This is a genomic window from Sandarakinorhabdus sp. (assembly GCF_040398665.1).
Lineage (GTDB): Bacteria > Pseudomonadota > Alphaproteobacteria > Sphingomonadales > Sphingomonadaceae > Sandarakinorhabdus.
The window spans coordinates 17,349-39,290 of sequence record NZ_JBBATQ010000003.1; the positions used below are offsets into that span (position 1 = coordinate 17,349).

At 65.6% G+C, this 21,942-nt stretch carries 15 protein-coding genes; 6 read left to right on the forward strand and 9 right to left on the reverse strand.

Annotated features, from left to right (window positions below):
* Positions 1-22: 22 nt before the first annotated feature.
* Positions 23-1,681 carry a cupin domain-containing protein gene (locus tag ABWP22_RS05220; RefSeq protein ID WP_353198903.1) on the reverse strand — a complete coding sequence of 553 codons (1,659 nt, stop codon included), beginning with the start codon at positions 1,679-1,681 and terminating at the stop codon, positions 23-25.
* Positions 1,682-1,714: 33 nt separating this feature from the next.
* On the reverse strand, positions 1,715-2,812 hold the full coding sequence (locus tag ABWP22_RS05225; RefSeq protein WP_353198904.1) for a hypothetical protein: 1,098 nt from the start codon (positions 2,810-2,812) through the stop codon (positions 1,715-1,717).
* 316 nt (positions 2,813-3,128) lie between these two features.
* Here ABWP22_RS05225 and ABWP22_RS05230 point away from each other — a divergent pair, with 316 nt between their 5' ends.
* Both ABWP22_RS05230 and ABWP22_RS05235 read left to right on the forward strand, forming a co-directional pair.
* The gene (locus tag ABWP22_RS05230; protein ID WP_353198905.1) at positions 3,129-6,032 is read left to right on the forward strand and encodes a TonB-dependent receptor domain-containing protein; all 2,904 of its coding nucleotides are present in this window, start codon (positions 3,129-3,131) and stop codon (positions 6,030-6,032) included.
* A gap of 127 nt (positions 6,033-6,159) precedes the next feature.
* A complete protein-coding gene (locus tag ABWP22_RS05235; protein ID WP_353198906.1) occupies positions 6,160-7,068 on the forward strand; it encodes a sugar phosphate isomerase/epimerase family protein in 909 nt (302 codons plus the stop codon).
* A 71-nt stretch (positions 7,069-7,139) separates the two neighbouring features.
* Here ABWP22_RS05235 and ABWP22_RS05240 read toward each other — a convergent pair whose 3' ends face one another.
* From ABWP22_RS05240 to ABWP22_RS05260, 5 genes are all read right to left on the reverse strand, one after another.
* The gene (locus ABWP22_RS05240) at positions 7,140-8,213 is read right to left on the reverse strand and encodes a sugar phosphate isomerase/epimerase family protein (RefSeq protein ID WP_353198907.1); all 1,074 of its coding nucleotides are present in this window, start codon (positions 8,211-8,213) and stop codon (positions 7,140-7,142) included.
* Between the two features lie 71 nt (positions 8,214-8,284).
* Entirely contained in the window at positions 8,285-10,942 is a 2,658-nt protein-coding gene (locus ABWP22_RS05245; RefSeq protein ID WP_353198908.1) for a TonB-dependent receptor domain-containing protein, read from the reverse strand.
* Positions 10,943-11,252: 310 nt separating this feature from the next.
* Positions 11,253-12,551, reverse strand: a complete 1,299-nt coding sequence (gene glcF, locus ABWP22_RS05250; RefSeq protein WP_353198909.1) for a glycolate oxidase subunit GlcF — start codon at positions 12,549-12,551, stop codon at positions 11,253-11,255.
* Entirely contained in the window at positions 12,548-13,699 is a 1,152-nt protein-coding gene (locus ABWP22_RS05255; RefSeq protein ID WP_353198910.1) for an FAD-binding protein, read from the reverse strand. The genes glcF and ABWP22_RS05255 overlap by 4 nt, the downstream gene beginning before the upstream one ends.
* Positions 13,699-15,183 carry an FAD-linked oxidase C-terminal domain-containing protein gene (locus ABWP22_RS05260; protein WP_353198911.1) on the reverse strand — a complete coding sequence of 495 codons (1,485 nt, stop codon included), beginning with the start codon at positions 15,181-15,183 and terminating at the stop codon, positions 13,699-13,701. Before ABWP22_RS05260 ends, ABWP22_RS05255 begins: the two co-directional genes overlap by 1 nt.
* Positions 15,184-15,423: 240 nt before the next feature.
* Between ABWP22_RS05260 and ABWP22_RS05265 the strand changes: the two genes are divergently transcribed.
* From ABWP22_RS05265 to ABWP22_RS05275, 3 genes are all read left to right on the forward strand, one after another.
* Positions 15,424-17,133, forward strand: coding sequence for an IlvD/Edd family dehydratase (locus tag ABWP22_RS05265; protein WP_502951089.1), 1,710 nt, complete (start codon positions 15,424-15,426; stop codon positions 17,131-17,133).
* A gap of 148 nt (positions 17,134-17,281) precedes the next feature.
* Complete coding sequence (locus ABWP22_RS05270; protein ID WP_353198912.1) at positions 17,282-17,959, forward strand: GntR family transcriptional regulator; 678 nt, start codon at positions 17,282-17,284, stop codon at positions 17,957-17,959.
* A gap of 49 nt (positions 17,960-18,008) precedes the next feature.
* Positions 18,009-18,854 carry a fumarylacetoacetate hydrolase family protein gene (locus ABWP22_RS05275; protein ID WP_353198913.1) on the forward strand — a complete coding sequence of 282 codons (846 nt, stop codon included), beginning with the start codon at positions 18,009-18,011 and terminating at the stop codon, positions 18,852-18,854.
* Between the two features lie 19 nt (positions 18,855-18,873).
* On the opposite strand, the gene ABWP22_RS05280 is transcribed toward ABWP22_RS05275, so the two are convergent.
* Both ABWP22_RS05280 and ABWP22_RS05285 read right to left on the reverse strand, forming a co-directional pair.
* Positions 18,874-19,614: an SDR family oxidoreductase gene (locus ABWP22_RS05280; RefSeq protein WP_353198914.1), complete on the reverse strand. Its 741-nt coding sequence runs from the start codon at positions 19,612-19,614 to the stop codon at positions 18,874-18,876.
* Between the two features lie 15 nt (positions 19,615-19,629).
* Complete coding sequence (locus tag ABWP22_RS05285) at positions 19,630-20,460, reverse strand: SDR family NAD(P)-dependent oxidoreductase (protein WP_353198915.1); 831 nt, start codon at positions 20,458-20,460, stop codon at positions 19,630-19,632.
* A gap of 228 nt (positions 20,461-20,688) precedes the next feature.
* Here ABWP22_RS05285 and ABWP22_RS05290 point away from each other — a divergent pair, with 228 nt between their 5' ends.
* Positions 20,689-21,942, forward strand: coding sequence for an MFS transporter (locus ABWP22_RS05290; RefSeq protein ID WP_353198916.1), 1,254 nt, complete (start codon positions 20,689-20,691; stop codon positions 21,940-21,942).

Below are 21,942 nucleotides of genomic sequence, written 5' to 3' on the forward strand. Positions count from 1 at the left end.
AGGCCGGCGCGCCGGCCTGCCATCACCGCGCCGTCGTGATGTGCAGGAAGCGCGCCGGCTTGTCGGTCAGGTTGATGTTGGCGTGGGCGGTGATGCCGGTGGGCGGCACCTTGTAGGCTGTGCCGGCCCGCAGCGTGCGCAACTGCTTGCCGATCAGCGCGTCGACCTCATCCAGCGCGATCCAGATCTCCTCGCTGCCAGCCGCCGCGCTGGCTGGCCGCGCGATGGCCAGCGGCTGCAGCGAAACCGCGCTGATCGTGCCAATGCGGCCGAGGCCATCGGCCGGCGTCACGACCGGCCGCGTCCTGTTGTGCCAGTCGGTGACAATCATGCGCTCGCTCTGGTGATCGATAAGGGAAATCGTGGTGGCTGGCGCGCCGCCCGGCGCCAGCCGCTCGGCGACGACATGGAAGGTGAGATATTCGCTGCCCGTGGCGGTCAGGCGGAAATCGCGGCCGGGCGGCAGGATGAACGCCTTGCCAGCAGACAGCGCCAGTGCGCGGCCATCGGCAACCAGCGTGCCGGTGCCCGCCTCGACGATGAAAATCTCCTGCACATCCTTTGCGTCGCCATCGGCGGGATGTGCGGTCGAACCGGGCTCGAGCATGGCGTAGCTGACGGCGGTTGCGGCGGTCAGCACCGCGCCTTTGCGGATCGGGCGCACCGGATCGCCGCCGGTCAGCCCGGTGAGCATGTCGCGCATGTAGAGATTGCCGTGGGCGATGCGCGGATAGGCATCGTCCCGCTGCCCCATGAACAGATCGATGTCAGGCGCATTGGCGGGGTCGATCGGCTTGTTCTCCAACTGGGCATAGTCTGGCAGCGGTGGCCGCGGCTTGCGGGTCGCGGGCCCCATGTAGATCAACTGGATCGGGTCCTTGCCGGGGTTCAGATTGCTGTGCGCAGCAAGGCCACTCGGCGGGATCTTGTAGGCCTGGCCGGGGCGCATCCGCACGAGTTGCTTGCCCAGCATCAGCACCGATTCACCCTTTACCGCCAGCCACAATTCTTCCCAATTGTGGCTGTGGGGTTGCGGCATGGTGCGCGGCGCGATCGTGCACAGCAGCATGCCCGGCGGCCCGCCGTTGCAGATATGCAGCCAATGCGCACCGATGCGGCGATCATTGTCCCAACGGCTGACGACCGAGAACGTCGCCGTCGGCGCAGTGCCGGCGGGCACGGGCTCATTGCGCACATAAAAGACGATCGGGGCCTTGTTACTGTTGGTCAGGGTGAAATCGAAATCCGGCGTCAGCACAAAGCCCAGACCCTCGCGCAGGCCATGGCTGTTGCCATTCACCTGCACCGTGCCGGCGCCTTCGGCGGTGTAGAAGATCGCGCGGCTGCCGGCCGGCATCCGGCCCTTCGCCGTGGCGCCCGGCGCCAGCGTTGCCCGGCTGACCGTGGTGATGTCGATCAACACGGCCCCGCGGCCGCGCGGACGCAGCGGATCGGCATCGCCCAGCGGGGTCAGGATGTCGTGAACGACCAGGGCGCCGAACTGCGTCCGCGGCTTCGCCGCCCGCCAATCGCCCAGGAACATCCCGACATCGGGATCGGTCGCCGGGTTGACCGGACTGGGATCGAGCGCGTCCTGCCGCTCGCTGTTCGGCGCCGGCTGGGCCGCCACCGCCAGCGGCACGAGCGCCAAGCCCAACACCGCAAAGATCCTCAAGTCCATTCGCATCGCAGCGCTCCCGTCCAGGTTGCAGGCTCAGGCCGGCTGGCCAGCGAGGCGTTCGGCCGCGGGCAGCGAATAGAAATCATAGGTGATCTGCCAGGTCATCGGACGTCCGCGTTCGGCATGCACGTGGATATAGGCTTCCGGGCAGGTGGTGCGCGGCGAGGTCCAGAACACGAAATCCGAAAGCGGCTTGTCGGCGGTGACCCGAACACCGGCACCGGTGCGACGGTTTTCGACCCTTATGTCGTAATCGCGGCTGTCAGGGCCGAAACCTTTCAGCTGCATGCGGACCGGCCGGTCGATGGCGCCGCGGTAATTCAATTTGTTGGCCGACACCGCGACCATGTCGCCGCGCACGTTGAAGGCCTCCAGCGTCCAGGGAAACCGCACCTCGACATCCGGGCCACTCGGCTGCCCGTCCAGCACGAAGAAATTATGATCGTACATCTCGGTGTCGATCGGGTTCTTGCCCGTCGATTCGAGGCGATGGGTCAGGGTCAGTTGCCGGCGGCCAGGCGGCAGCGCGACGGTCTTGACATAGCGATAGCCATAGCCCGACGCCGGATCACTGACTTCGTGGATGAACACCACCGCATTGCGGCGGACCCTTGTCGTCCACTTGCCGCCATCGACGATTTCCAGCGTGGGAAAGCCGCGGATCGGTTCCGCCGGCTTGCGCAGCACGCCGACGCCGATCTTGACGAAGGTGCCGCCAACCGGTGCGGCATCAAATCCCTGCCCGGTCACATAATCCTGCACCGGCCCTGGAATGGCATCATGCTTCCTGGGGTCATAGTCCGGGAACCAGCGCCCGAAATAGCTGTGGCCGCCGGCCTGCAGATCCGCGACGGCGCCTGACCAATCGAAGCGTGTGCCGCGATAATAGCCCCGTTCGGCATCGGGCATGAACAGGACGGCCCGCACCAGACCGTTGTCGATCTGCACCGCTGGCGCTTGCGGCGCTTCGGGATCGGGGCTTGGCACTGGCATGGTCCGCGCGGCGCTCGGCAGCAGCATGGCCGCCGCCATGGCCTTCAGAAGGGTGCGGCGATCATCCCGCGTGGCCATGCCGGTGTCCGCTGCAGCCGCGCTTGGACTGTTCTTGGCTTCCATCGCAGAGTTCCCCATTCCCCTTGAGCGGCATCCTTGCGGCGGCCTAGCATGATTTCGTTTTCATGTCTGCCGCATGTTTGCAACCGCGGATGCGGCCTGTGGCACATCCGCAACAATTGCCAACCGATGTCGCCCTGCGGATTCCGATATTGCGTTTCGGGCAGAGCATGGGCAGTATCCCCTTGCGAATAGGGGTCGCAGTGCCCTGCCACGCAGTGATTGCCCTTGATCAATCCCTTCACAATCCAAACCGAATGCGCGGTTGAAGGGCTGGATCAAGGAATGAAAACGATTACGGTCAATAAGGCCATTGGCATCCTTGGGGGGTAACATGCGCACGAAGAATTTGATGATCGGCTATCTGCTGGCAGGGGCGAGCATGGTTGCGGTGGCCCCGGCCGCCTGGGCGCAGGGTGCGCAACCGGCACCGCCAGCCGGCAACAATGCCGGGGCGACGCAGATGGCGGCCGCCGAAACCGAAGCGCCGGCCGAAATCGAAATGGTCGTCACCGGGTCACGCCTGCTGAACAGCGGGACCATCAGCCCGACGCCGCTGACGGCCGTGTCCACCACCGATCTGTTGCAGACCACGCCGACCATCCTGGCGGATGCGTTGTACAAGCTGCCGGTGTTTGCCGGTCTCCCGGCGCAACAGCGCAACCCCGGCAACTCCGGCGGCAACTCCGGCGCCAACGCGCTGAACCTGCGCTCGATCGGTGCCGAACGCACGCTGGTGCTGTTCAACGGTCAGCGTCTGCCGGTGAACAACGTCGACCAGATCCCGCAGATGCTGATCAGCCGCGTCGACATCGTCACCGGTGGTGCCTCGGCCGTGTACGGTTCGGACGCCGTCGCCGGCGTCGTCAACTTCATCATCGACAAGAAGTTCGAAGGCCTGAAGCTCAATGCCCAGGCCGGCATGTCCACCTATGGTGACAATTTCGTTCAGCGCTATGGCATTGCTGGCGGCAAGACCTTCGGCCGTCTGCACCTGATGGGCTCGGTTGAACATTTCAACGATCCCGGCATCATGTCCAAACTGGTGCGTCCGTGGGGTCGTGATGTCTATTCCACCCAGGGCGCCGGCACCGTCGCCAACCCGTTCCGCTCGATCCTCAACACCCGCATCAGCAACACGTCGTTCGGCGGCAAGATCCTGGCCAGCAGCCCCGGCCAGCCGACCAACCCGCTGGCGAACCAGAATTTCACCACCAACGGCGTGCTGACGCCGTTCGTCAACGGCGCCGCCACCGGTGCCAGCACGATCCAGAGCGGCGGCGAGGGCGGCTTCCACAAATTCGCCTCGCTCAAGACGAAACTGGTCAACACGCAGGTGTTCGGCCGCGCCGATTATGAACTGGCCGACAACGTGAATGTCTGGGCGCAGGGCACCTACGTCAAGACGAACAACCAGAACAATCACGAAGTCAACGAGTTCCGCAACTATACCATCAGCGCAACCAATGCCTTCCTGAGCCCGGCGATCCAGCAGACGCTGGCCACCGCCGGTGTCCGCAGCTTCCTTTATGGCAAGATGCTGGAGCAGGCGACGCCGCGCCAGCCTGAATCCTTCCTCGACACCCTCAATCTTGCCGGCGGCTTTGATGGCAAGCTCAATCTGGGCGGTTCGGACTGGAACTGGGCGATCGCCGGCCAGATCAGCAAGGAAAAGCAGAACACCTTCAACAACGCCAACATGGATGGCGCCAAGGCTGCCGCCGCGCTCGATGCCGTGGTCAACCCCGCCAATGGCCAGATTGTCTGCCGGGTGACGCTCACCAACCCGACGGCCTATCCGGGCTGCGTCCCGATCAACGTTTTCGGGCCGACGTCGGAAAGCCAGGCGGCGCTGGACTATGTCCTGCTGCAAACGCAGTTCACCCGCTACACCACCCTGAACGCCGTCAACGCCAGCTTTGCCGGTTCGCCGTTCAGCACCTGGGCGGGCCCGGTCCAAATCGCGCTCAGCGGCGAAATGCGTGAAGCGACCGTGCGGGTCAATTCGGATTTCCAGCCGACCGACCTGGTTGATTGCTCCACGCTGCCGAACTTCCCCGGCGCCACGCGGCCGTTGAACTGCAGCACCACCCAGGCGCGCTGGGTCAACAACGTCGTCGCCCGTCTGAACAAGCAGTCGGTGTCGGTGAAGGAATTCGCGATCGAAACCGACATTCCATTGCTGAAGGATTCGGCGATCGCCGAATCGCTGAACGTCAATGGCGCGGCCCGTTACACCGATTATTCGGCGTCCGGCGTGGTGTGGACGTGGAAGGTCGGCGTTGACTGGCACATCAACCGCGACATCCGTCTGCGCGCCACCCGCTCGCGTGACATTCTGGCGCCCAGCGTGACGCAATTGTTTGGCGCTGTCGTGGTCAACCCGTCGGGCATCACCGACCTGTTGACCGGCGTCAACGGTGTCGCCCCGGTGGAAACCCGCGCCAACCCCAATCTGGTGCCGGAAGTGGCCAACACGCTGACCGGCGGTGTCGTGTTCACGCCCAGCTTCCTGCCCAACTTCTCGCTTTCGATCGACTATTACCGGATCAAGATCGACAACGCGCTCGCCAACGTCACCGGCAACAACGCCACCGTGGCCCGGCTTTGCGTGGAAAGCGCTGGCACTTCGCCGCTGTGCGCACTGTTCCAGCGGCCGCTCGGCCCCACCAACACGTCGGCGGCGAACTTCCCGACGCGCATCTTCGCGCAGCCGGAAAACATCGCCGCCTTCCTGAGCGAAGGCATCGACACGGAAGTGAACTACAACTTCCGCGCTGGCGAAGGCCGGATCAACCTGCGCGGCCTGGTGACCTACACGATGCGCCAGACCACCCAGACCCTGCCAGGCACCACCGTGCTCGATGCGGCCGGGGCTGCCGGCCTGCCCAGCTTGCGCGCCACACTGAATGCGCAATACAGCAATGGGCCGTTCCGCTTCGATTGGTTGCAGCGCTATGTGAACAGCAGCCGCCGCGATGCCGATCCCGTTCAGGTCTGGGCTGAAGGGCCGGTCCCGGCACGCACCTACACCGATCTCAGCGTCTCTTATGACATCAAGGCGTTTGGTGGCACCAACCAGGTGTTCCTGAACGTGCAGAACCTGTTCAACACCGCGCCAGCCGTGCACGGCAACACGGGTGGCTCGTCGTCGGTGCCCGGCCTGTTCCTGGCCACCACCAACGGCCACGACATCATCGGCCGCTACTTCACGGTCGGTTTCCGGTCGCGGTTCTGACGCCTTGGGGTCATGCCCCGATAACTGATACGGCTCCGGACCATGGCGACATGGTCCGGAGTTTTTTTCTGGGATAACAGGGCGGGCCGGTTGCCTTGCCCTGCCGGTTCCAGCGGAAGGGATAGCCATGGACAGGCGGCATTTTCTGGCTTCGGGCACCGCGCTGCTGGCGCTCTCCGCCCGGGCCCAGCCCATTGACGACACGCCGGCCCGCAAGCTGGCGCGGATCGCCATCAGCAGTTCCAGCTATCGCGCCAATTATGAAGGCCGCTTCAATGTCGCCACGGCGATGCCAAAGCTGTCGCACCGCAGCTTGCCTGCCTATGCAAGGGAACGCTTCGGGGTAACCAAGGTCGAGCTGTGGGATCAGCAGTTCGGCCCCGCCGGCCACAGTTTCGCCGAATGCCGGGCCATTCGCGCCGCCGCCGACGCGGCCGGGGTGCAGGTGATCAGCGTGGAGGTGGAAGACATGCCACGCATCGACGCAGCAGATGCCGATGACCGTGCCCAGGCGGTTGCCGAAGGCAAGGTCTGGCTCGACAAGGCCCGGGTGCTCGGTTGCACCTCCATGCGGTTCAACGTCAATCGCAGTCGCGGCGAGATCAACCGCGATGCCGCCATCGCGGTGCTGCGCCAGATGGCCGACCATGGCGGCAAGCTGGGCATCATCGTGCTGCTGGAAAACCATGGCGGGGCGACATCGACGATCCCCAGCCTGATTTCCCTGGTGAAGGCGGTGAACCATCCGTTCGTCAGGGCAGAGCCGGACTGGGGCGCGTGGTCGCCGCCCGGCGATCGCTATGAAGCGATGAAATCCGCGATGGCCGTGGCCCATATCGTATCGGCAAAGGGGCTGGTCTTCGATCCCGAATCCTATGTGCACACCTCGTTCGATGCCACGCGTCTGGTGCGTGACGCCGAGGCCACGGGCTTCAAGGGAGTCTATTCGATCGAACTGTACAACAATCCCGCGCCAGCCGACACCGACCGGGCCATCGCGTCCTATATCAGGACGATCACCGCCGCGTTGGCCTGACCGCGCCATTCGCAGCGAATTGCCTGGAAGACCGGGTCACTCGGCCCCAAGAGGGGCCTGGGTGTCGCTGGTCAGGCCTTGATGGCCTTCAGTCCCCACGCAAACACTTTGCGCGTGTTATCCTCTTCCAGCGCAAGCTGCTGCTGCGCCGACAGCCCCTCGACCGTGGGCAGCCTGGTCTGGCGCGCGGCGACCATTTTCAGCCACGTCGCCACGCGCGTTCGACGGTCAGCAAAGGAGACATGATAGCCATCGGTCAGCACCGGCACCTTGAGCGGGTCGCGGGTGATCAGTTCCGTGGTGGGGAAGATCTTCGGGTTGGACTTCCGCATGAGTGCGAACAACTTGGCCTGATCGGTCATGCCGGTGTCGAACAACACTTCCGATAGCAGGAACCCGTCCTTGTAGGGGGCGACGCCCATGTCCTTCAGCGAACAGGCCTTCACCCAGGGGCTGAGCGCGGCCACGGTTTCCTCGGGCATTTCCATGAAGCTCATGTTGTTGCCGGGATCGATCAGGCTGCCCAGATATTCGCTGTCGATGCGTTTGAGCAGCGCGACATGCTCGTGGACTGTGCGATCCTTGTGATTTTCCAGCGCTATGGCGACGCGATATTTCTCGGCGATCGGCACGCATTTCTCGATGATGGCGTTGGCCTCGCTCAGCCAACTGTACCAGTCTCCCGGGCTCTTGAAGGTCTCATAGCGCCGGCCGGTGCCGCCTTCGGGCGAGCGGGACACGGCGCGCACGCAGGTGGCGCCCAGCTCGGCGGCAGCCTTGATGCTCGCTTCGAACGGCGCGAAATCGCCATCGCGGCGGCTGGGCAGGGCGGCCTGGCCTTCATAATACATGTCCAGCGCTTCCAGCCGCGCCTTGAAGCGGGCCCGGTCCTTGGGCACGGCAATCTGCACGCCGCCGCCGCCCAGGCTGCGCACATATTCCAGGAAGGCCACCGGATCGTCGCGCAGCCCCTTGGCCACGCCGTCCAGGCCGCGCAGATGCGCCGACAGGCCGGTGCCGGCGATGCCAAGCGGCGATTTGGGCGGCAGCGCGCCTTCCGCTTGCGCGATGGCGAGGCTGGGGAAACCAGCGAACAGCGTGGCCGCCACACTGGCCTGGCCAAACATGCGACGGGTGATCAGCACCGATATTCTCCCCGGACGGGACGAAAAAAAAAGTGCCGGGCCAATGGCCCGGCACAGGAGGATGCGCTGGTTCAGAACCTGGTGCGCAGCGTCAGTTCCAGCGTCCGCCCGAACGGTGAGTGGGCGTTTGAGAAGAAGCCCTGGGTGCCGTCATAGAATGGCGGCCAGCGGTTGAAGATGTTCGATCCGCGCAGCTGGATCTGGCTGCCCTTCAGCACCTTGGGCAGGTTGTACTGCACCGTCATGTCGAAGGTTTCCCAGCTCTTCACGTTGGGGAAGGGGGTGCCGGTGGTGATGTTGGTGAAGCCGCCGACATAGGTCATGAAGCCCGACACGGTCAGATCATCGAGGTTCCAGCTCAACCCGCCGCGGCCGCGCCACTTGATGGCGCTCTGCTGGCCGATGATGTCCTGGAAGCCGGTGCCCGGCGCCAGTTCCTGGCGGAAGCCCAGCTGCCGGTTGGCGTTGGCCGTGAGGTTGAAGGTGCCGAAGCTGGTGGGCACCTTGTAGCTCAGATCGATGTCGAGACCGTCGATGACGCGCTGGCCGACGTTGATGGCGAACGACTGGAAGATGGCATCGATGCGGGTCGGCACCGGGCTTTGCGGCGGCGCGGCGGCGATGGCCGCGACCACCTGCGCCGGGGTGGGGTTGCGGATGACGGCAAAGCTGAAGAACGGGTTGTTGAACGCGTCCGCCTGTGTCGGCTTGTAGACCAGATTCTTGTAGGTGACGTTGTAATAGGTGACGCTCAGCCGCAGGTTGGGGATGAAGGTCGGGGTGAGATCAACGCCGAACGAATAGGTCTTGGCTTCTTCCGGCGTCAGCGCCGGGTTGCCGCCGCCCTGGTTGTAGATGTTCACATTGTTGCCGAAGCCGGCGATGTTGAGACCGATCTGCGGCACGCCGAAGATCGAGGTGATCAGGCCAAGGTTGGGCGCCACGAAGCTGGTGCTCCACGAACCGCGCAGCGAAATGTCCCGTGCCGGCGCCCAGACGACGCCGATCTTGGGATTGAAGGTACCGCCAAGCTGCTGGTAATGATCATAGCGTGCCGACAGCGACACTTCCAGCCGCTGGAAGCCCGGCGTGGCATTCTGCGCGGTGAAGAACGGCAGGTTCACTTCGGCAAAGGCCGCCGCGACGAAACGCGAGATATTGTCGTCCCGCACCAGCAACTGGGTCGGGCCGGGCACGCCGCCGACCTGCAACTGCTGGGTCTGTTCGTCACGGAATTCGGTACCAACGGCCATGCGGGCGTCGCCGCCGCCCAGCGCGAACAGCGGACCATCGGCCTTCACCATCAACTGGCGCAGATATTGCGAGCTGTCGTTGATCTGGGTGAAGCCGTTGTTGATCTGCGACAGCACGCTGGCCTGGTTCTGCGCCGCCTGGCCGAACGGGTTGAAGGCGGTGGCCAATGTGGTGGCATTGGCCAGAGTCTGCGCCGCGATCAGATCGATTTCCGGCTGGCTGTTGAAATCATTGGTCTTGGAATAATGGGTCATGATGTTGAGCAGCCAACTGCTGCCCAGCTTCACATCGGCGCCCAGCGTGAGGCCGATCACTTCGGATTTCTGGCTGTTGATCGGGTTGGGGAACAGGCCCTCACCGTTGCGCACAACGCTTGCCGTCTGGTTCGCGCCCAGCGTCACGCCGGGCGGCAGCAGCAGATAGGGATTGTTGGCCGGCACCGTGATGTTCATGTTGCGCGGGTTGGCAACGCGTGAGGTTTCCAGATTGGTGTAATTGCCTTCAGCCCACAGGGTGACGGTGTCGTTCAGCTCCTGGCGGACGGTGGCCAACAGCGAAAAGCGCTTCGATTCCGGCACCACTTCCTGTGCCAAAGCGTTTTCGCAGCGGTTGCGGTTGGCATTGCCGGTGGCGAACGACGGGTAGGCATAGACCGTGCTGCCGATCGTCACGTTGGGCAGCGAGCAGGTGGTGCCGCGCTGGTCACGCCCGCCGCGGAAGGTCTGGTTGGCGCGGATGAACGGGATTTCCTCGTTGGTGGGCGATTTGTTGGCGCTGTATTCGCCAACGATCATCACATTGCCGGTGTCCCACTTCTTGCCCCAGCCCAGGGCCAGGTTGCGCTTTTCATAGCTGTGCTCGGGCGAGAAACCATAGGTGCCCTGCGCTTCGAAGCCGTCCATGTCGCGGCGGTAGACAAAATTGGCCACCCCGGCGACAGCGTCGGAGCCATAGACCGCCGACGAACCGTCGGCCACGACTTCCACGCGGCCGATGGCCAGCACCGGGATCATGCCGGGATCGGGCAGCACCGCTTCGCCGCCGACCGCCGCCATGCGGTGGCCGTTGAACAGCGCCAGCGTGGCGAAGATGCCGATATTATGAATGTTGGGCAGGAAACCGCCGGTGCGGAAGCGGCCGGTGGTGGCCACTTCGTGGTTGACGCCGAAGTTGCCGAGCTGCGGGATCAGGCTGAGCAGTTCGGACAGGTTGGCCGGTGCGTTGACCTTCACGAATTCCTGATCGATGGCGACCATCGGCGACCCGATCGGGGCGACGCCGCGAATGCTGGTGCCGGTCACCACGATTTCCGCGGCTTCCTCCTCTTCGGCCGTCATCGCCGCGTCGGCGGCGGGTTGGGCTGCGGCCGTCTGGGCCTGGGCGGCGGCGGCCAGCGTGAACGCAAGGGCTGCCGTGCCAGCCATGAAAGCGGCGCGATGCAGGCCACCGGATTTCAGGAAAAGGGTGCGCGTCATGTTATCTCCCCAAACACATTGCTGCCGACCGGTTGGCTCAAGGCAATGGGGGGACGATGCACGTCAGTCTGCCGGTCTCACCGGCCCTGTGGGCAGACAATCTGCCCACTGCATCCTCCCCGCGCACCACCATCCGCGCTTCCCTGCTGCATGGCAGGGCCTGTCACGATACCGGTTGGCCGCCACAACCCCTTCCGGGCGATGGCTTGCGTTATTTGTAGACTGTATACAGATTAGGTCAACGCCAATCTTGAGCAAGGCGGCAAGCTCGGCATGCGGTCCGCAATGAACGTGCAGGTGATGCGCGGAATCAACAGTTGGGCCTTGGGATGCCCGGCGGTGGCGGGCCGCCGCTGGCCCAATCCAGCAGTTCCACCATGTGGATCGTATGCAGTTCCGGCCCCCCGATCTGGCCCCCACCGATCTGACCGATACAGCCGATGTTGCTGCTGGCCACGATCTGCGCGCCGGTGGCCGCCAGCGCCGCCTGCTTGCGGGCCTTCAACGCGGCCGACAGCGCGGGCTGCAGGATGGCATAGCTCCCCGCCGATCCGCAGCAGATATGGGCTTCGGCCGGATCGCGCACATCAAAGCCGGCGTCGATCAGCAATTGGCGCGGCACGGCCTTGACCTGCTGGCCGTGCTGCAGCGAGCAGGCACTGTGCCACGCGACAGGCAGGCCCGGCGCAAGCGTGGATGGCAGCGGCGGCAACAGCGCCAGATATTCGGAAATGTCGCGCGCCTTGGCTGCAATGGCGGCGGCGCGGGCGGCCATGGCGGGATCATCGCCGAACAGTGCGGCATAATCCTTGATCACGGTGCCGCAGCCCGACGCCGTGATGAGGATGGCGTCCACCGGGCCTGCCGCTTCCCAGGCGGCGATGTTGGCGCTGGCGTGGGCGGCGGCGGCGGCTTCCCGGCCGAGATGATGATCGAGCGCGCCGCAGCAGGCGGATTGGCGGGTGATCACCACTTCGACGCCATGGCGGGCGAGCAGCCGCAGCGCGGCATCGTCGATGGCCGGGCGCAGCACCGGTTGCACACAGCCCAGATGCAGGATGACGCGGCCAAGCGGCCGTGCCACCGGCAGCGGCCGGCGTTGTTCGGCCAGGCCCGGCGCCGGCAGTCGTGGCGGGATCATCGCCAGCATCGCCTGAAGCTGCGGGCGCAGCGCGGCTGGCAGCAGGGCAACCGCGGCGTTGGCCAGCGGCCGCAGGCCTTGCCCGGCGCGCAACAGCGCGCGGAACAGCACCCGCCGTGTCAGCAGCGCCGGCAGCGCAGAGCGCAGCAGCCGCTGCGGCCAGGGCCGACGGTGCTTCTGTTCGATATGGGCGCGGGCGGCGTCCACCATGTGCATGTAATCCACGCCGGACGGGCAAGTGGTGGTGCACGACAGGCACGACAGGCAGCGATCGACATGATGCACGGCGCGTGGCGACGGCGGGGCCGACGGGTTGGCCAGCATGTCCTTCATCAGCCAGATGCGGCCACGCGGGCTGTCCAGCTCATCGCCGGTCAGCAGATAGGTCGGGCAGGTGGCCGTGCAGAATCCACAGTGGACGCATTTGCGGATGCGGGCCGATTGCGCGGGCACATCGATCATGGTCATGCGCCGCTTCCCGGTGTGGCCGCCGGTGACAGGATGCCGGCCGGATCAAATTGCGCCTTCACGCGCGCCGCCAGCGCCGCCAGCCCCGCATCGAGGCGCGGCTGCGCGGGCACCGCCGAGGGGATGCCCGCGGGCAGCCGCAGCCGTTGGGCATGGCCGTCGCGCCCGGCCGCATCGGCCACCAGCGCATGCACATCCAGATAGGCCAGCGCCGGCGGCAGCGCGATCCACGCCAGCGCCCCGCCCCAATCGAGCCGGAGCAGGCCGCCCATTGCCGCCACGCTGGCCGCCAGGGCCGGGGCCCGGCTGGCCGGCAGCGGGCAGCGCCAGAGAATATGGTCCGCCAGCGCCAGCCCGTTCAGATCGGCCATGTCGGCCCAGGTGCGGCGACTGGCGGCATCGTCCTGCACGGCGAACGCCGGCAGCCGCAATCGCGCCGCATCGATCAGGGCGGGCAGCACGGCCGCGCTGGCTTCCAGCCGCAGCAGCACCTGGCCATCGGCCCATGCCGCCCCGGTCATGCCGCCATCCACCAACAGCGCATCGGCCATCAACCGCACGGCGGCAGCGGCCGTTTCAGCCGGCAGCGCCAGCGTTGCCTGCGCCGGGGCCAGCGGCAGCACCTTCAGGGTGATCTCGGTCAACACGGCGAGCGTGCCGCGCGCGCCCGTCAGCAGGCGCGGCAGATCAAAACCGGTCACATTCTTCAGCACCTTGCCGCCAGCCCTGAACAGCTCGCCGCGCCCGGTGACGCCGGCAACCTCCAGCACATGATCGCGCGCCGCCCCGGCAAAGGGCCGGCGCGGCCCCGAAAGGCCCGCGGCAATGGCGCCGCCGATGCTGCCGCTGCCGCGCCCCCAGATCGGATCGGGCGATGGCGGTTCAAAGGCCAGGCATTGCCCGGCGCGGGCCAACAGCGCCTCCACCTCGGCCAGGGGCGTACGCGCGGGCACCGTCAGCAACAATTCGGCCGGGTCATGCACAAGGTCGCCGCCAAGGCCCGTCACGTCCAGGATGGCGTCCGCCGGCCCCGGGCCGATGCCGGGGCGGCTGCCGGTGCCGGTCACGGCCAGGGTCTGCCCGCTGGCGGCGGCCTCGCGGATGATCGCGGCCAGCGCGTCGATCGTGTCCGGGCGATGGATCGTCATCAGAATCGCGGCAGATCGGGGAAGGGCAGGCGCCCGCCGTGCACATGCATGGCGTTCATTTCGGCGCAGCGGGACAAGGTGGGGAACAGCTTGCCGGGATTGAGCAGGCCATTGTCATCAAAGGCGCCCTTCAGCCGGCTCTGCACCGCCAGATCGATTTCGCCATATTGATGCGGCATCAGATCCCGCTTTTCCACACCCACGCCATGTTCGCCGGTCAGCACGCCGCCGGCATCGACACAGGCCAACAGGATTTCGGCGCCAGCCGCTTCGGCGGCCGCTTCCTGGCCGGGCCGGCTGGCGTCATACATCACCAACGGGTGCAGATTGCCGTCTCCGGCGTGGAACACATTGGCAACCGTCAGGCCATGACCGGCGACAATGTCGGAAATGCGGGCCAGCACCCCGGCCAGGGCGCGGCGCGGGATGGTGCCATCGACACAGTAATAATCGGACGCGATGCGGCCCACCGCCGGGAACGCCGCCTTGCGCCCGGCCCAGAACAACAGCCGCTGCACTTCATCCTGGCTGGCGCGCAGGTGGGTGCAGCGATGCGCCTGGGCAATCGCGGTGATCTGCGCCAACTGGTCGTCCACCTGCGCACTCGTGCCATCGGCTTCGGCAATCATCAGGGCGGCGACATCGGTGGGATAGCCGGCCTGCACGAAATCCTCGGCGGCACGGATCGCCGGCGCGTCCATCATCTCCAGCCCGGCCGGGATGATGCCGGCGGCAATGATCGCCGCGACACAATCGCTGGCATCGGCCACGGTGGAAAAGCCGATGAGCAGCGCGCGCTGTGTGGCAGGGCGGGGCAGGATGCGCACCGTAGCCTCGGTCACCACGCCCAGCAGGCCTTCCGATCCGCAGACCAGGCCCAGAAGATCATAGCCGGCCTGTTCCTGCCCCGGCCCGCCCAGCCGCAGCACGGTGCCATCCATCAGCACCAGCTCCACGCCGAGCAGGTTGGGCGACGTCGTGCCATATTTCAGGCAATGCACGCCGCCGGCGTTTTCCGCGACATTGCCGCCGATCGAGCAGGCAATCTGGCTGGACGGGTCCGGCGCATAATAAAAGCCGCGCTGCGCCATGGCCTGGCTGACGGCCAGATTGGTAACGCCGGGCTGCACCACGGCGCAGCGATTGTCGTAATCAAGGTCGAGGATGCGATTGAACCGCGCCATGCCCAGCACGATGCCGTCGGCCAGCGGCAGCGCCCCGCCCGAAAGCGAGGTGCCCGATCCGCGCGCCACCACCTTCACGCCATGGGCATTGCACCAGGCCAGCACCTGGCTCACCTGTTCGGTCGTGCGCGGCAGCACCACGGCCAGCGGGCTTTGCCGGTACATGGTCAACCCGTCGCTGCCATAGGGCGACACGCCTTCATCGTCACCGATCACGCCATCGGGCACGATCTGGGCCAGCGCCGCCACGATCTGCGCACGATCGGCGATGACAGCGGCATCGGGTTCTGGCATCTTCATGCGATCAATCCTTGGCCGCTGGGCGCTGGTTTGACAGGCGAAAACTGTCGTCTATATACAGTTGCCTGGCGGCGCAAGGCGACACGCTGCGCACGCACGGGAGGCAAAGTGGCAGACGGCGTCAAGCCCAAAAGCGGCAACCCCGACGGTCAAGGTGCCGGCGGAGATGATTGTGATGCCGGGGCCGGCCGGCGGCGCCTTCGGTCGCAGGATTGGTTTGCCAACCCCGATCGGCCCGACATGGTGGCGGTCTATCTCGAACGCTTCATGAATTATGGCCTGACGCCGAACGAACTGCGCTCCGGCCGGCCGATCATCGGCATCGCCCAATCGGGCAGCGACCTCAACCCGTGCAACCGCGTGCATCTGCAACTGGCGCAACGGGTAAAGGAAGGCATTCGCGACGCCGGCGGGATCGCCATGGAATTTCCCATGCATCCGATCTTTGAAAATTGCCGCCGGCCCACCGCCGCGCTCGATCGCAATCTGGCCTATCTGGGGCTGGTGGAGATCTTGAACGGCTATCCGATCGATGGCGTGGTGTTGACGACCGGGTGTGACAAGACCACCCCCAGCGGCATCATGGCGGCGGCCACCATGGATCTGCCGGCGATCGTGCTGTCGGGCGGGCCGATGCTGGATGGCTGGCATGAAGGCAAGCGGGTCGGGTCCGGCGCGGTGATCTGGGCCAGCCGCAAACGCCTGGCCGCCGGCGAGATCGACGAGGAGGATTTCATCGCGGCGGCTGCGGCCTCGGCCACGTCGGTTGGTCATTGCAATACCATGGGCACGGCCTCCACCATGAACGCCATTGCCGAAGCGCTTGGCCTGTCGCTGCCGGGCTGTGCGGCGATCCCGGCGGCCTGGCGCCAACGCGCCCAATATGCCTATGCCACCGGCCATCGCATCGTGGAAATGGTGCAGGAGGATCTGCGTCCCAGCCGCATTCTCACGCGTGAGGCGTTCCTCGATGCCATCACGCTGACCGCGGCGATCGGCGGTTCCACCAACGCGCAGCCGCACATCACCGCCATGGCCCGTCATGCCGGCCAGAATGTGACGGTGGACGACTGGCGCGACCGGATCGGCGTGCCGCTGATCCTCAACATGGCGCCGGCCGGCACCCATCTGGGCGAAGGCTTTGCCCGCGCCGGCGGCGTGCCGGTGGTGTTGAAGGAACTGGCCCGCGCCGGTCTGCTGCACACCGATCGGCTCACCGTGACCGGGCAGACGCTGGCCGCCAACATCGCCGATGCAGCCGATGCCGATGGTGATGTGATCCGCACGGTGGCGGCACCCTTGCGCGCGTCCGCCGGGCTGATGCCGATCAGCGGCAATCTGTTTGATTTCGCCATCCTGAAAGCCAGCGTGATCAGCGCGGATTTCAGCCGCCGCTATCTGGAGCGGAGCGGGGCACAGGGCATTTATGAAGGCCGCGCCATCGTGTTCGACGGCGGCGACGATTATCATCATCGCATCAACGATCCGGCGCTGGCCATTGATGAGCACTGCATATTGGTGATGCGCGGCGCCGGCCCCGTGGGCTGGCCCGGCAGCGCCGAAGTGGTCAACATGCAGCCGCCCGATGCGCTGATCCGCGCCGGTATCACCAGCCTGCCGACGATTGGCGACGGTCGCCAATCCGGCACGTCCGACAGCCCGTCGATCGTGCACTGTTCGCCGGAAGCGGCGGCGGGTGGCGGCCTCGCCTGGCTGCGCACCGGGGATGTCATCCGGATCGATCTCAACACCGGCCGCTGCGACGCACTCGTGGATGATGCGGAGATCGCGCGGCGCCAAGCCGAACAACCGTTCACGGTCCCGGCCAGCCAAACGCCGTGGGAGGCGCTGTACCGCGCCCACGTCGGCAGCCTGGAGGGCGGCGCCGTGCTGGAATTCGCAGTCGATTATCAATCAGTCGGGGCGCGCCTGCCTCGGCACAACCACTGATCCACTCAGTTGTTGAGACATTTGCCCATGCCAGCGGCGCTTGTCGTGTCTCCTGACTTGCGTGCCGGCTATTGCGGTCTATATGCTGTTGCTGTGGGATCGTTCGCGGTAGGAGCGCAACGGCTTCTGCGAAGAGAAAGCTGGCACATTGGCGACTGCAGAACCCCTCGCCCTTACAGAGACTCCGTCAACCCTGCGCAATCATATCGCGCGTGCCTTGCGGCAGCAGATTCTGGCGGGCCGGTACAAGCCAGGCGATCGATTGAACGAAAGCCAGATTGCCCGCGAGTTTGCCACCAGCCGCATTCCGGTGCGCGAAGCCTTGTCCCACCTGCAGGAACAGGGTCTGGTGATGAACCTGGAACGCCGTGGCATGTTTGTCATGCAGCTTTCCGAAACCGAGGTGCAGCAGATCAATTCGCTGCGCATCGTGCTGGAAGCCGAAGCCATGAAACTGGCGCGCGCCCACCTCACGCCGGACATCCGCGCCCAACTGGAAGCGCTGGTCGACCAGATGGAGAATTGGGAAGGGCCGCTGGCCGAAGCCGCCGATCTCGATCGCCGTTTCCACCAGTTGATCTGGCGTACCGCCGGCAACCCCTGGCTGGAACGCATGCTCGATCAACTGACCCTGGCGCTGTTCGCCCACAAGACGCTGGAACATGTCAGCCGCGAGATGCGCCAGTGGCGGCTCAATCACCACCGCGAATTGCTCGACGTGGTGACCGGCGGCAAGGCCGATCCGCGCATGGCGCTGCTCACCCACCTGCGCATGGCCTATTCCGAGCCGGAGCGGTTTTCCAGCATGGTGCTGGCCGACGATTGATGCCTTGCCCACTGGCAGGGCCATTCCTGTCAAATGAAAGGGCAAATCCATGAAATTGTTACGTTATGGGGATCGCGGCCAGGAACAGCCGGGCGTGCTTGACAGCGCCGGCCAGCGCCGCAGCCTGGCCGGCATCGTGCCAGACATCGATGGTGCCCTGCTGGCCAGGCTGCCCGACGCGCTGTCCGGCATTGACGTGGGCGCGCTGCCGCTGGTGCCCGAAGATGTGCGCAGCGCCGAGCCGGTCGGCAAGGTCGGCAAGTTCATCTGCATTGGCCTCAACTATATCGACCATGCCAACGAAGCCGGCATGGCCGTGCCGACCGAACCGATTATCTTCATGAAGGCCACGTCCAGCATCATCGGGCCGGATGACGATGTGCTGCTGCCGCCCACATCGCTCAAGAGCGACTGGGAGGTGGAACTGGGCGTGGTGATCGGCCGCGAGGCCCGTTATGTGACGCGCGAAGCGGCGATGGAGCATGTTGCCGGGCTCGTGCTGGTCAACGATCTGTCGGAACGCGAATATCAGCTGGAACGCGGTGGCCAGTGGGACAAGGGCAAGGGCTGCGACACGTTCGGCCCGTTCGGCCCGTGGCTGGTGACGCTTGATGAGGTGGACGACATCAACAAGCTCGATCTTTGGCTCGACCTCAACGGCCAGCGCGTGCAGACCGGCAACACCGACAAGCTGATCTTTGATGTGGCGACCGTGGTGTCTTACGTCAGCCAGTTCATGAGCCTGCAGCCCGGCGACATCATCTCCACCGGCACGCCGCCCGGTGTCGGCATGGGCATGAAGCCACCCTTGTTCCTGAAGGAAGGCGATGTGATGGAACTGGGCATCACCGGCCTGGGCACGCAGCGCCAGGTGGTGAAGCGCTGGCCGGGATGACCGCTGGCCGGGATGGGCCTTACAGGCTCATCCCGCCATCGATGACGATATTGCTGCCGCTCATGAAGGTCGCGTCGTTGCTGGCCAGCAGCACGGCGACGGCAGCGATTTCTTCGGGCGTGCCGATCCGGCCCATCGGTTGGCGCGCCACGAAGGCCGCGCGGGCGGCCTCGGCATCGCCGGTGGCGGCAAGCCGGTCGGCCAGGCTGGGGCTGTCCACCGTGCCGGGGCTGATGGCGTTGCAACGGATGCCATCGGCAATGAAATCGCGGGCGACCGACATGGTCAGGCCCACCACCGCCGCCTTGGTGGTGCCATAGGCGAAGCGATTGGGTGCCGCCATCACGTTGGACACCACCGATGCGATGTTGATGATCGATCCCTGCCGCCGGGCCTGCATGGCCGGAAGGAAGGCGCGGATCATCGTGGCCATGGCCAGCACGTTCAATTGCCAGCTGCGGTTCAGATCCTGCGTGGTGGTGTCGAGGATGGTGCCACTGGCCACCCAGCCGGCACAGTTGACCAGCACGTCGACCTGGTTGTGCGCCACCGCCGCTTCATTCACCGCGGCCTCGTCGGTCACGTCCAGCACCGCACAGTGGGCGGCAGTGCCGGCATAGGCGGCTGCCAGCCGATCGGCCGCAATGTCGGTGGCGATCAGCATGGCGCCTTCGGCCAGGAAGGCGCGACCGATCGCCAGCCCAATGCCTTGCGCGGCACCGGTAACAAGCGCCGTGCGGCCCTGAAGTCTGTTGCTCATGTGCGGGTGTTCCGATCAGGCGGGATAAAGGCCAGCGGCGCCATCGATGCGCACCACCTGGCCCGATACGAAGCGGCTGTCTGGGCCGGCCAGAAAGGCCACCACCCCGGCAACCTCTTCTGGCGTCGCATAACGATCAAGGTTGGGGCCGGCGGCCATCATCGCCGGATCGGTGGTGCGGGTGGCGAGGAAGCGGGCGCTGGTGGTCGGGCCGGGCGACACCACGTTGACGCGAACACCGTGGGGGCGCATCTCCATGGCCAGGCAACGGGTATAATGCACGATGGCTGCCTTCATGCAGCCATAGACAACTTCGCTGGTGACGGCGCGGTGGCCGTTCAGCGATCCGAAGTTGATGACGCTGCCCTGGTTGCGCGCGGCCATGCCGGGCATCACGGCGCGGCACACCAGCATCGTGCCGATGAAATTGCGATTGATGATCGCCTGCGTGTCGGCAAGGCTGATGTCGAGCGCGCCATTGGGATCGGGCTTGCCGCCGGCCGCACCAATGTCACCGCCCGCGCAATTGATCAGGATGGAGATCGGCCCCAGCGTCTGTTCGGTGGCGGCCACCATCGCGGCCACCTGGGCTTCGTCGGAAATGTCGCCCAAGACAGCCGTCGTCTTCACCCCCATCTGCGCCGCTAGGCGCTCGGCAAGGCCGGTCAGGCTCTTTTCCTCGCCGAATTGGGCGGGCGCGCTTTCGGAGATATCATGCACGGCGACATCGGCACCCAGTTCCGCGAGCCGCGACGCGATGGCCCGGCCCAGCCCGCGGCCGGAACCCGTTACCAACGCCACGGATCCAGCGAGACTGGCCATGCTGATCCGCGCCAACTCGTTCATGATCAACTCCCTTTTGGCCTGGCGCTTCGCCTGAAACCACGCTGGCCACCATGCCTGGTCCCAAGCTGAACCATCCGCAGCTTGCCAGTCAATTGCGTGTGGCAGCCGGCCAAGCGTGACCTTGACCCGACCGGGATGAATTGACAAGCAAAAATCGTATTCAGTATACACTTGCGTTCGCCTGACCAGTCAGCGCACACTGCCCGGGTGAATTGGGGGGAATGGTACGTGACGCAGATTGCAGGCATGCCCCCAACCCGTGTGCGCCATGGCGTTGTGGTGATGGCGCTGGCGCTGGCCATCCTGGCCTATGTGCAACGCGTGGCGATCAGCCAGGCGGCGGGGCCCATCTCAACCGATCTGGGCCTCAGCAAATCGGAAATGGGCATGGTGTTCGGGGCCTTCGGGCTTTCCTATGCGCTGTTCGAGATCCCGATGGGGCTGATCGGTGACAAGCTGGGCGTGAAGAAGATCCTCTCGCGGCTGGTATTGGCATGGTCGTTGTTCACGGCGCTCACCGGGGCGGCGTGGAGCTTCAGCTCGATGTGGGTGATCCGCTTCCTGTTCGGCGCCGGCGAGGCGGGCTGCTTTCCCAATCTCACCCGCATGCTCACCCAGTGGCTGCCGCGCGGCGAGCGCGTGAAGGCGCAGGCGCTGATGTGGGCCTGCACGCGCTGGGGCGGCGCGGTGACACCGCCGCTGGTGTTGCTGGCCATCAATTACGTCGGCTGGCGCTGGGCCTTCGTGCTGTTCGGGCTGTTGGGCGCGGCGTGGGTGGCCTGGTTTTCGCGCCGCTTCCACGAGCGGCCGGCCGATCATCCGGGCGTGAACGCGGCGGAACAGGCGCTGCTGGCCGAATCGCAGGCGCTGGTCGCCCATGCGCCCGAATCCTGGGTGAAGCTGCTGCTGCGCCGGCAGGCGCTGCTCTTGTGCCTTCAATATTTCTGCTGGTCCTATGTCTGGTATTTTTTCGTGACCTGGATGCCCACCTTCCTGGGCGAGGTGCATGGGCAGAGCGCGGCGGGTATGGCCGGCCTGTCGGTGCTGCCGCTGCTGATGGGCGGGCTGGGCTCGCTCACCGCTGGCATGCTGCCGCTGTGGGTATCGCGCCGCGCTGTTGCCATCGTCTGTTTCACCAGCGTCGCCATATTGATGGCGCTGGTGCCGCAGGCGACGAACGTGTGGGTGGCGATCGCGCTGCTCGCCAGTATTGCCTTTCTCGGCGACATGCTGGTGCCGATCAGTTGGAATCAGTGCGTGGAACTGGGCCAGGGCTACACCGCCACCATGGGCGCGGCGATGAACATGTTTGCCAATTTCTCCGGTTTTCTGGCGCCCGTGGTGGGCGGGATGCTTCTGGAAGCCAGCGGCAATGATTGGACGCCGATGCTGTGGCTGATGTCCGGCGTCGCCGGGCTGGGCGCGTTCAGTTGGATCGCAATGGGCGCAGCGGGCACCCCGCCCGCCGCCGCAAAGGAATAA

Bases quoted from the DNA above. Each gene is read 5' to 3' on its own strand.
- ABWP22_RS05255 (WP_353198910.1), bottom strand. From the start codon at position 13,699: ATGACGATCCATCGCCCGGACACGATCGACGCGCTGGCCGCGATCATC.
- ABWP22_RS05280 (WP_353198914.1), bottom strand. From the start codon at position 19,614: ATGAGCAACAGACTTCAGGGCCGCACGGCGCTTGTTACCGGTGCCGCG.
- ABWP22_RS05220 (WP_353198903.1), bottom strand. From the start codon at position 1,681: ATGGACTTGAGGATCTTTGCGGTGTTGGGCTTGGCGCTCGTGCCGCTG.
- ABWP22_RS05225 (WP_353198904.1), bottom strand. From the start codon at position 2,812: ATGGGGAACTCTGCGATGGAAGCCAAGAACAGTCCAAGCGCGGCTGCA.
- ABWP22_RS05275 (WP_353198913.1), top strand. From the start codon at position 18,009: ATGAAATTGTTACGTTATGGGGATCGCGGCCAGGAACAGCCGGGCGTG.
- ABWP22_RS05245 (WP_353198908.1), bottom strand. From the start codon at position 10,942: ATGACGCGCACCCTTTTCCTGAAATCCGGTGGCCTGCATCGCGCCGCT.
- glcF (WP_353198909.1), bottom strand. From the start codon at position 12,551: ATGACCATGATCGATGTGCCCGCGCAATCGGCCCGCATCCGCAAATGC.
- ABWP22_RS05265 (WP_502951089.1), top strand. From the start codon at position 15,424: ATGGTGGCGGTCTATCTCGAACGCTTCATGAATTATGGCCTGACGCCG.
- ABWP22_RS05285 (WP_353198915.1), bottom strand. From the start codon at position 20,460: ATGAACGAGTTGGCGCGGATCAGCATGGCCAGTCTCGCTGGATCCGTG.
- ABWP22_RS05260 (WP_353198911.1), bottom strand. From the start codon at position 15,183: ATGAAGATGCCAGAACCCGATGCCGCTGTCATCGCCGATCGTGCGCAG.
- ABWP22_RS05235 (WP_353198906.1), top strand. From the start codon at position 6,160: ATGGACAGGCGGCATTTTCTGGCTTCGGGCACCGCGCTGCTGGCGCTC.
- ABWP22_RS05230 (WP_353198905.1), top strand. From the start codon at position 3,129: ATGCGCACGAAGAATTTGATGATCGGCTATCTGCTGGCAGGGGCGAGC.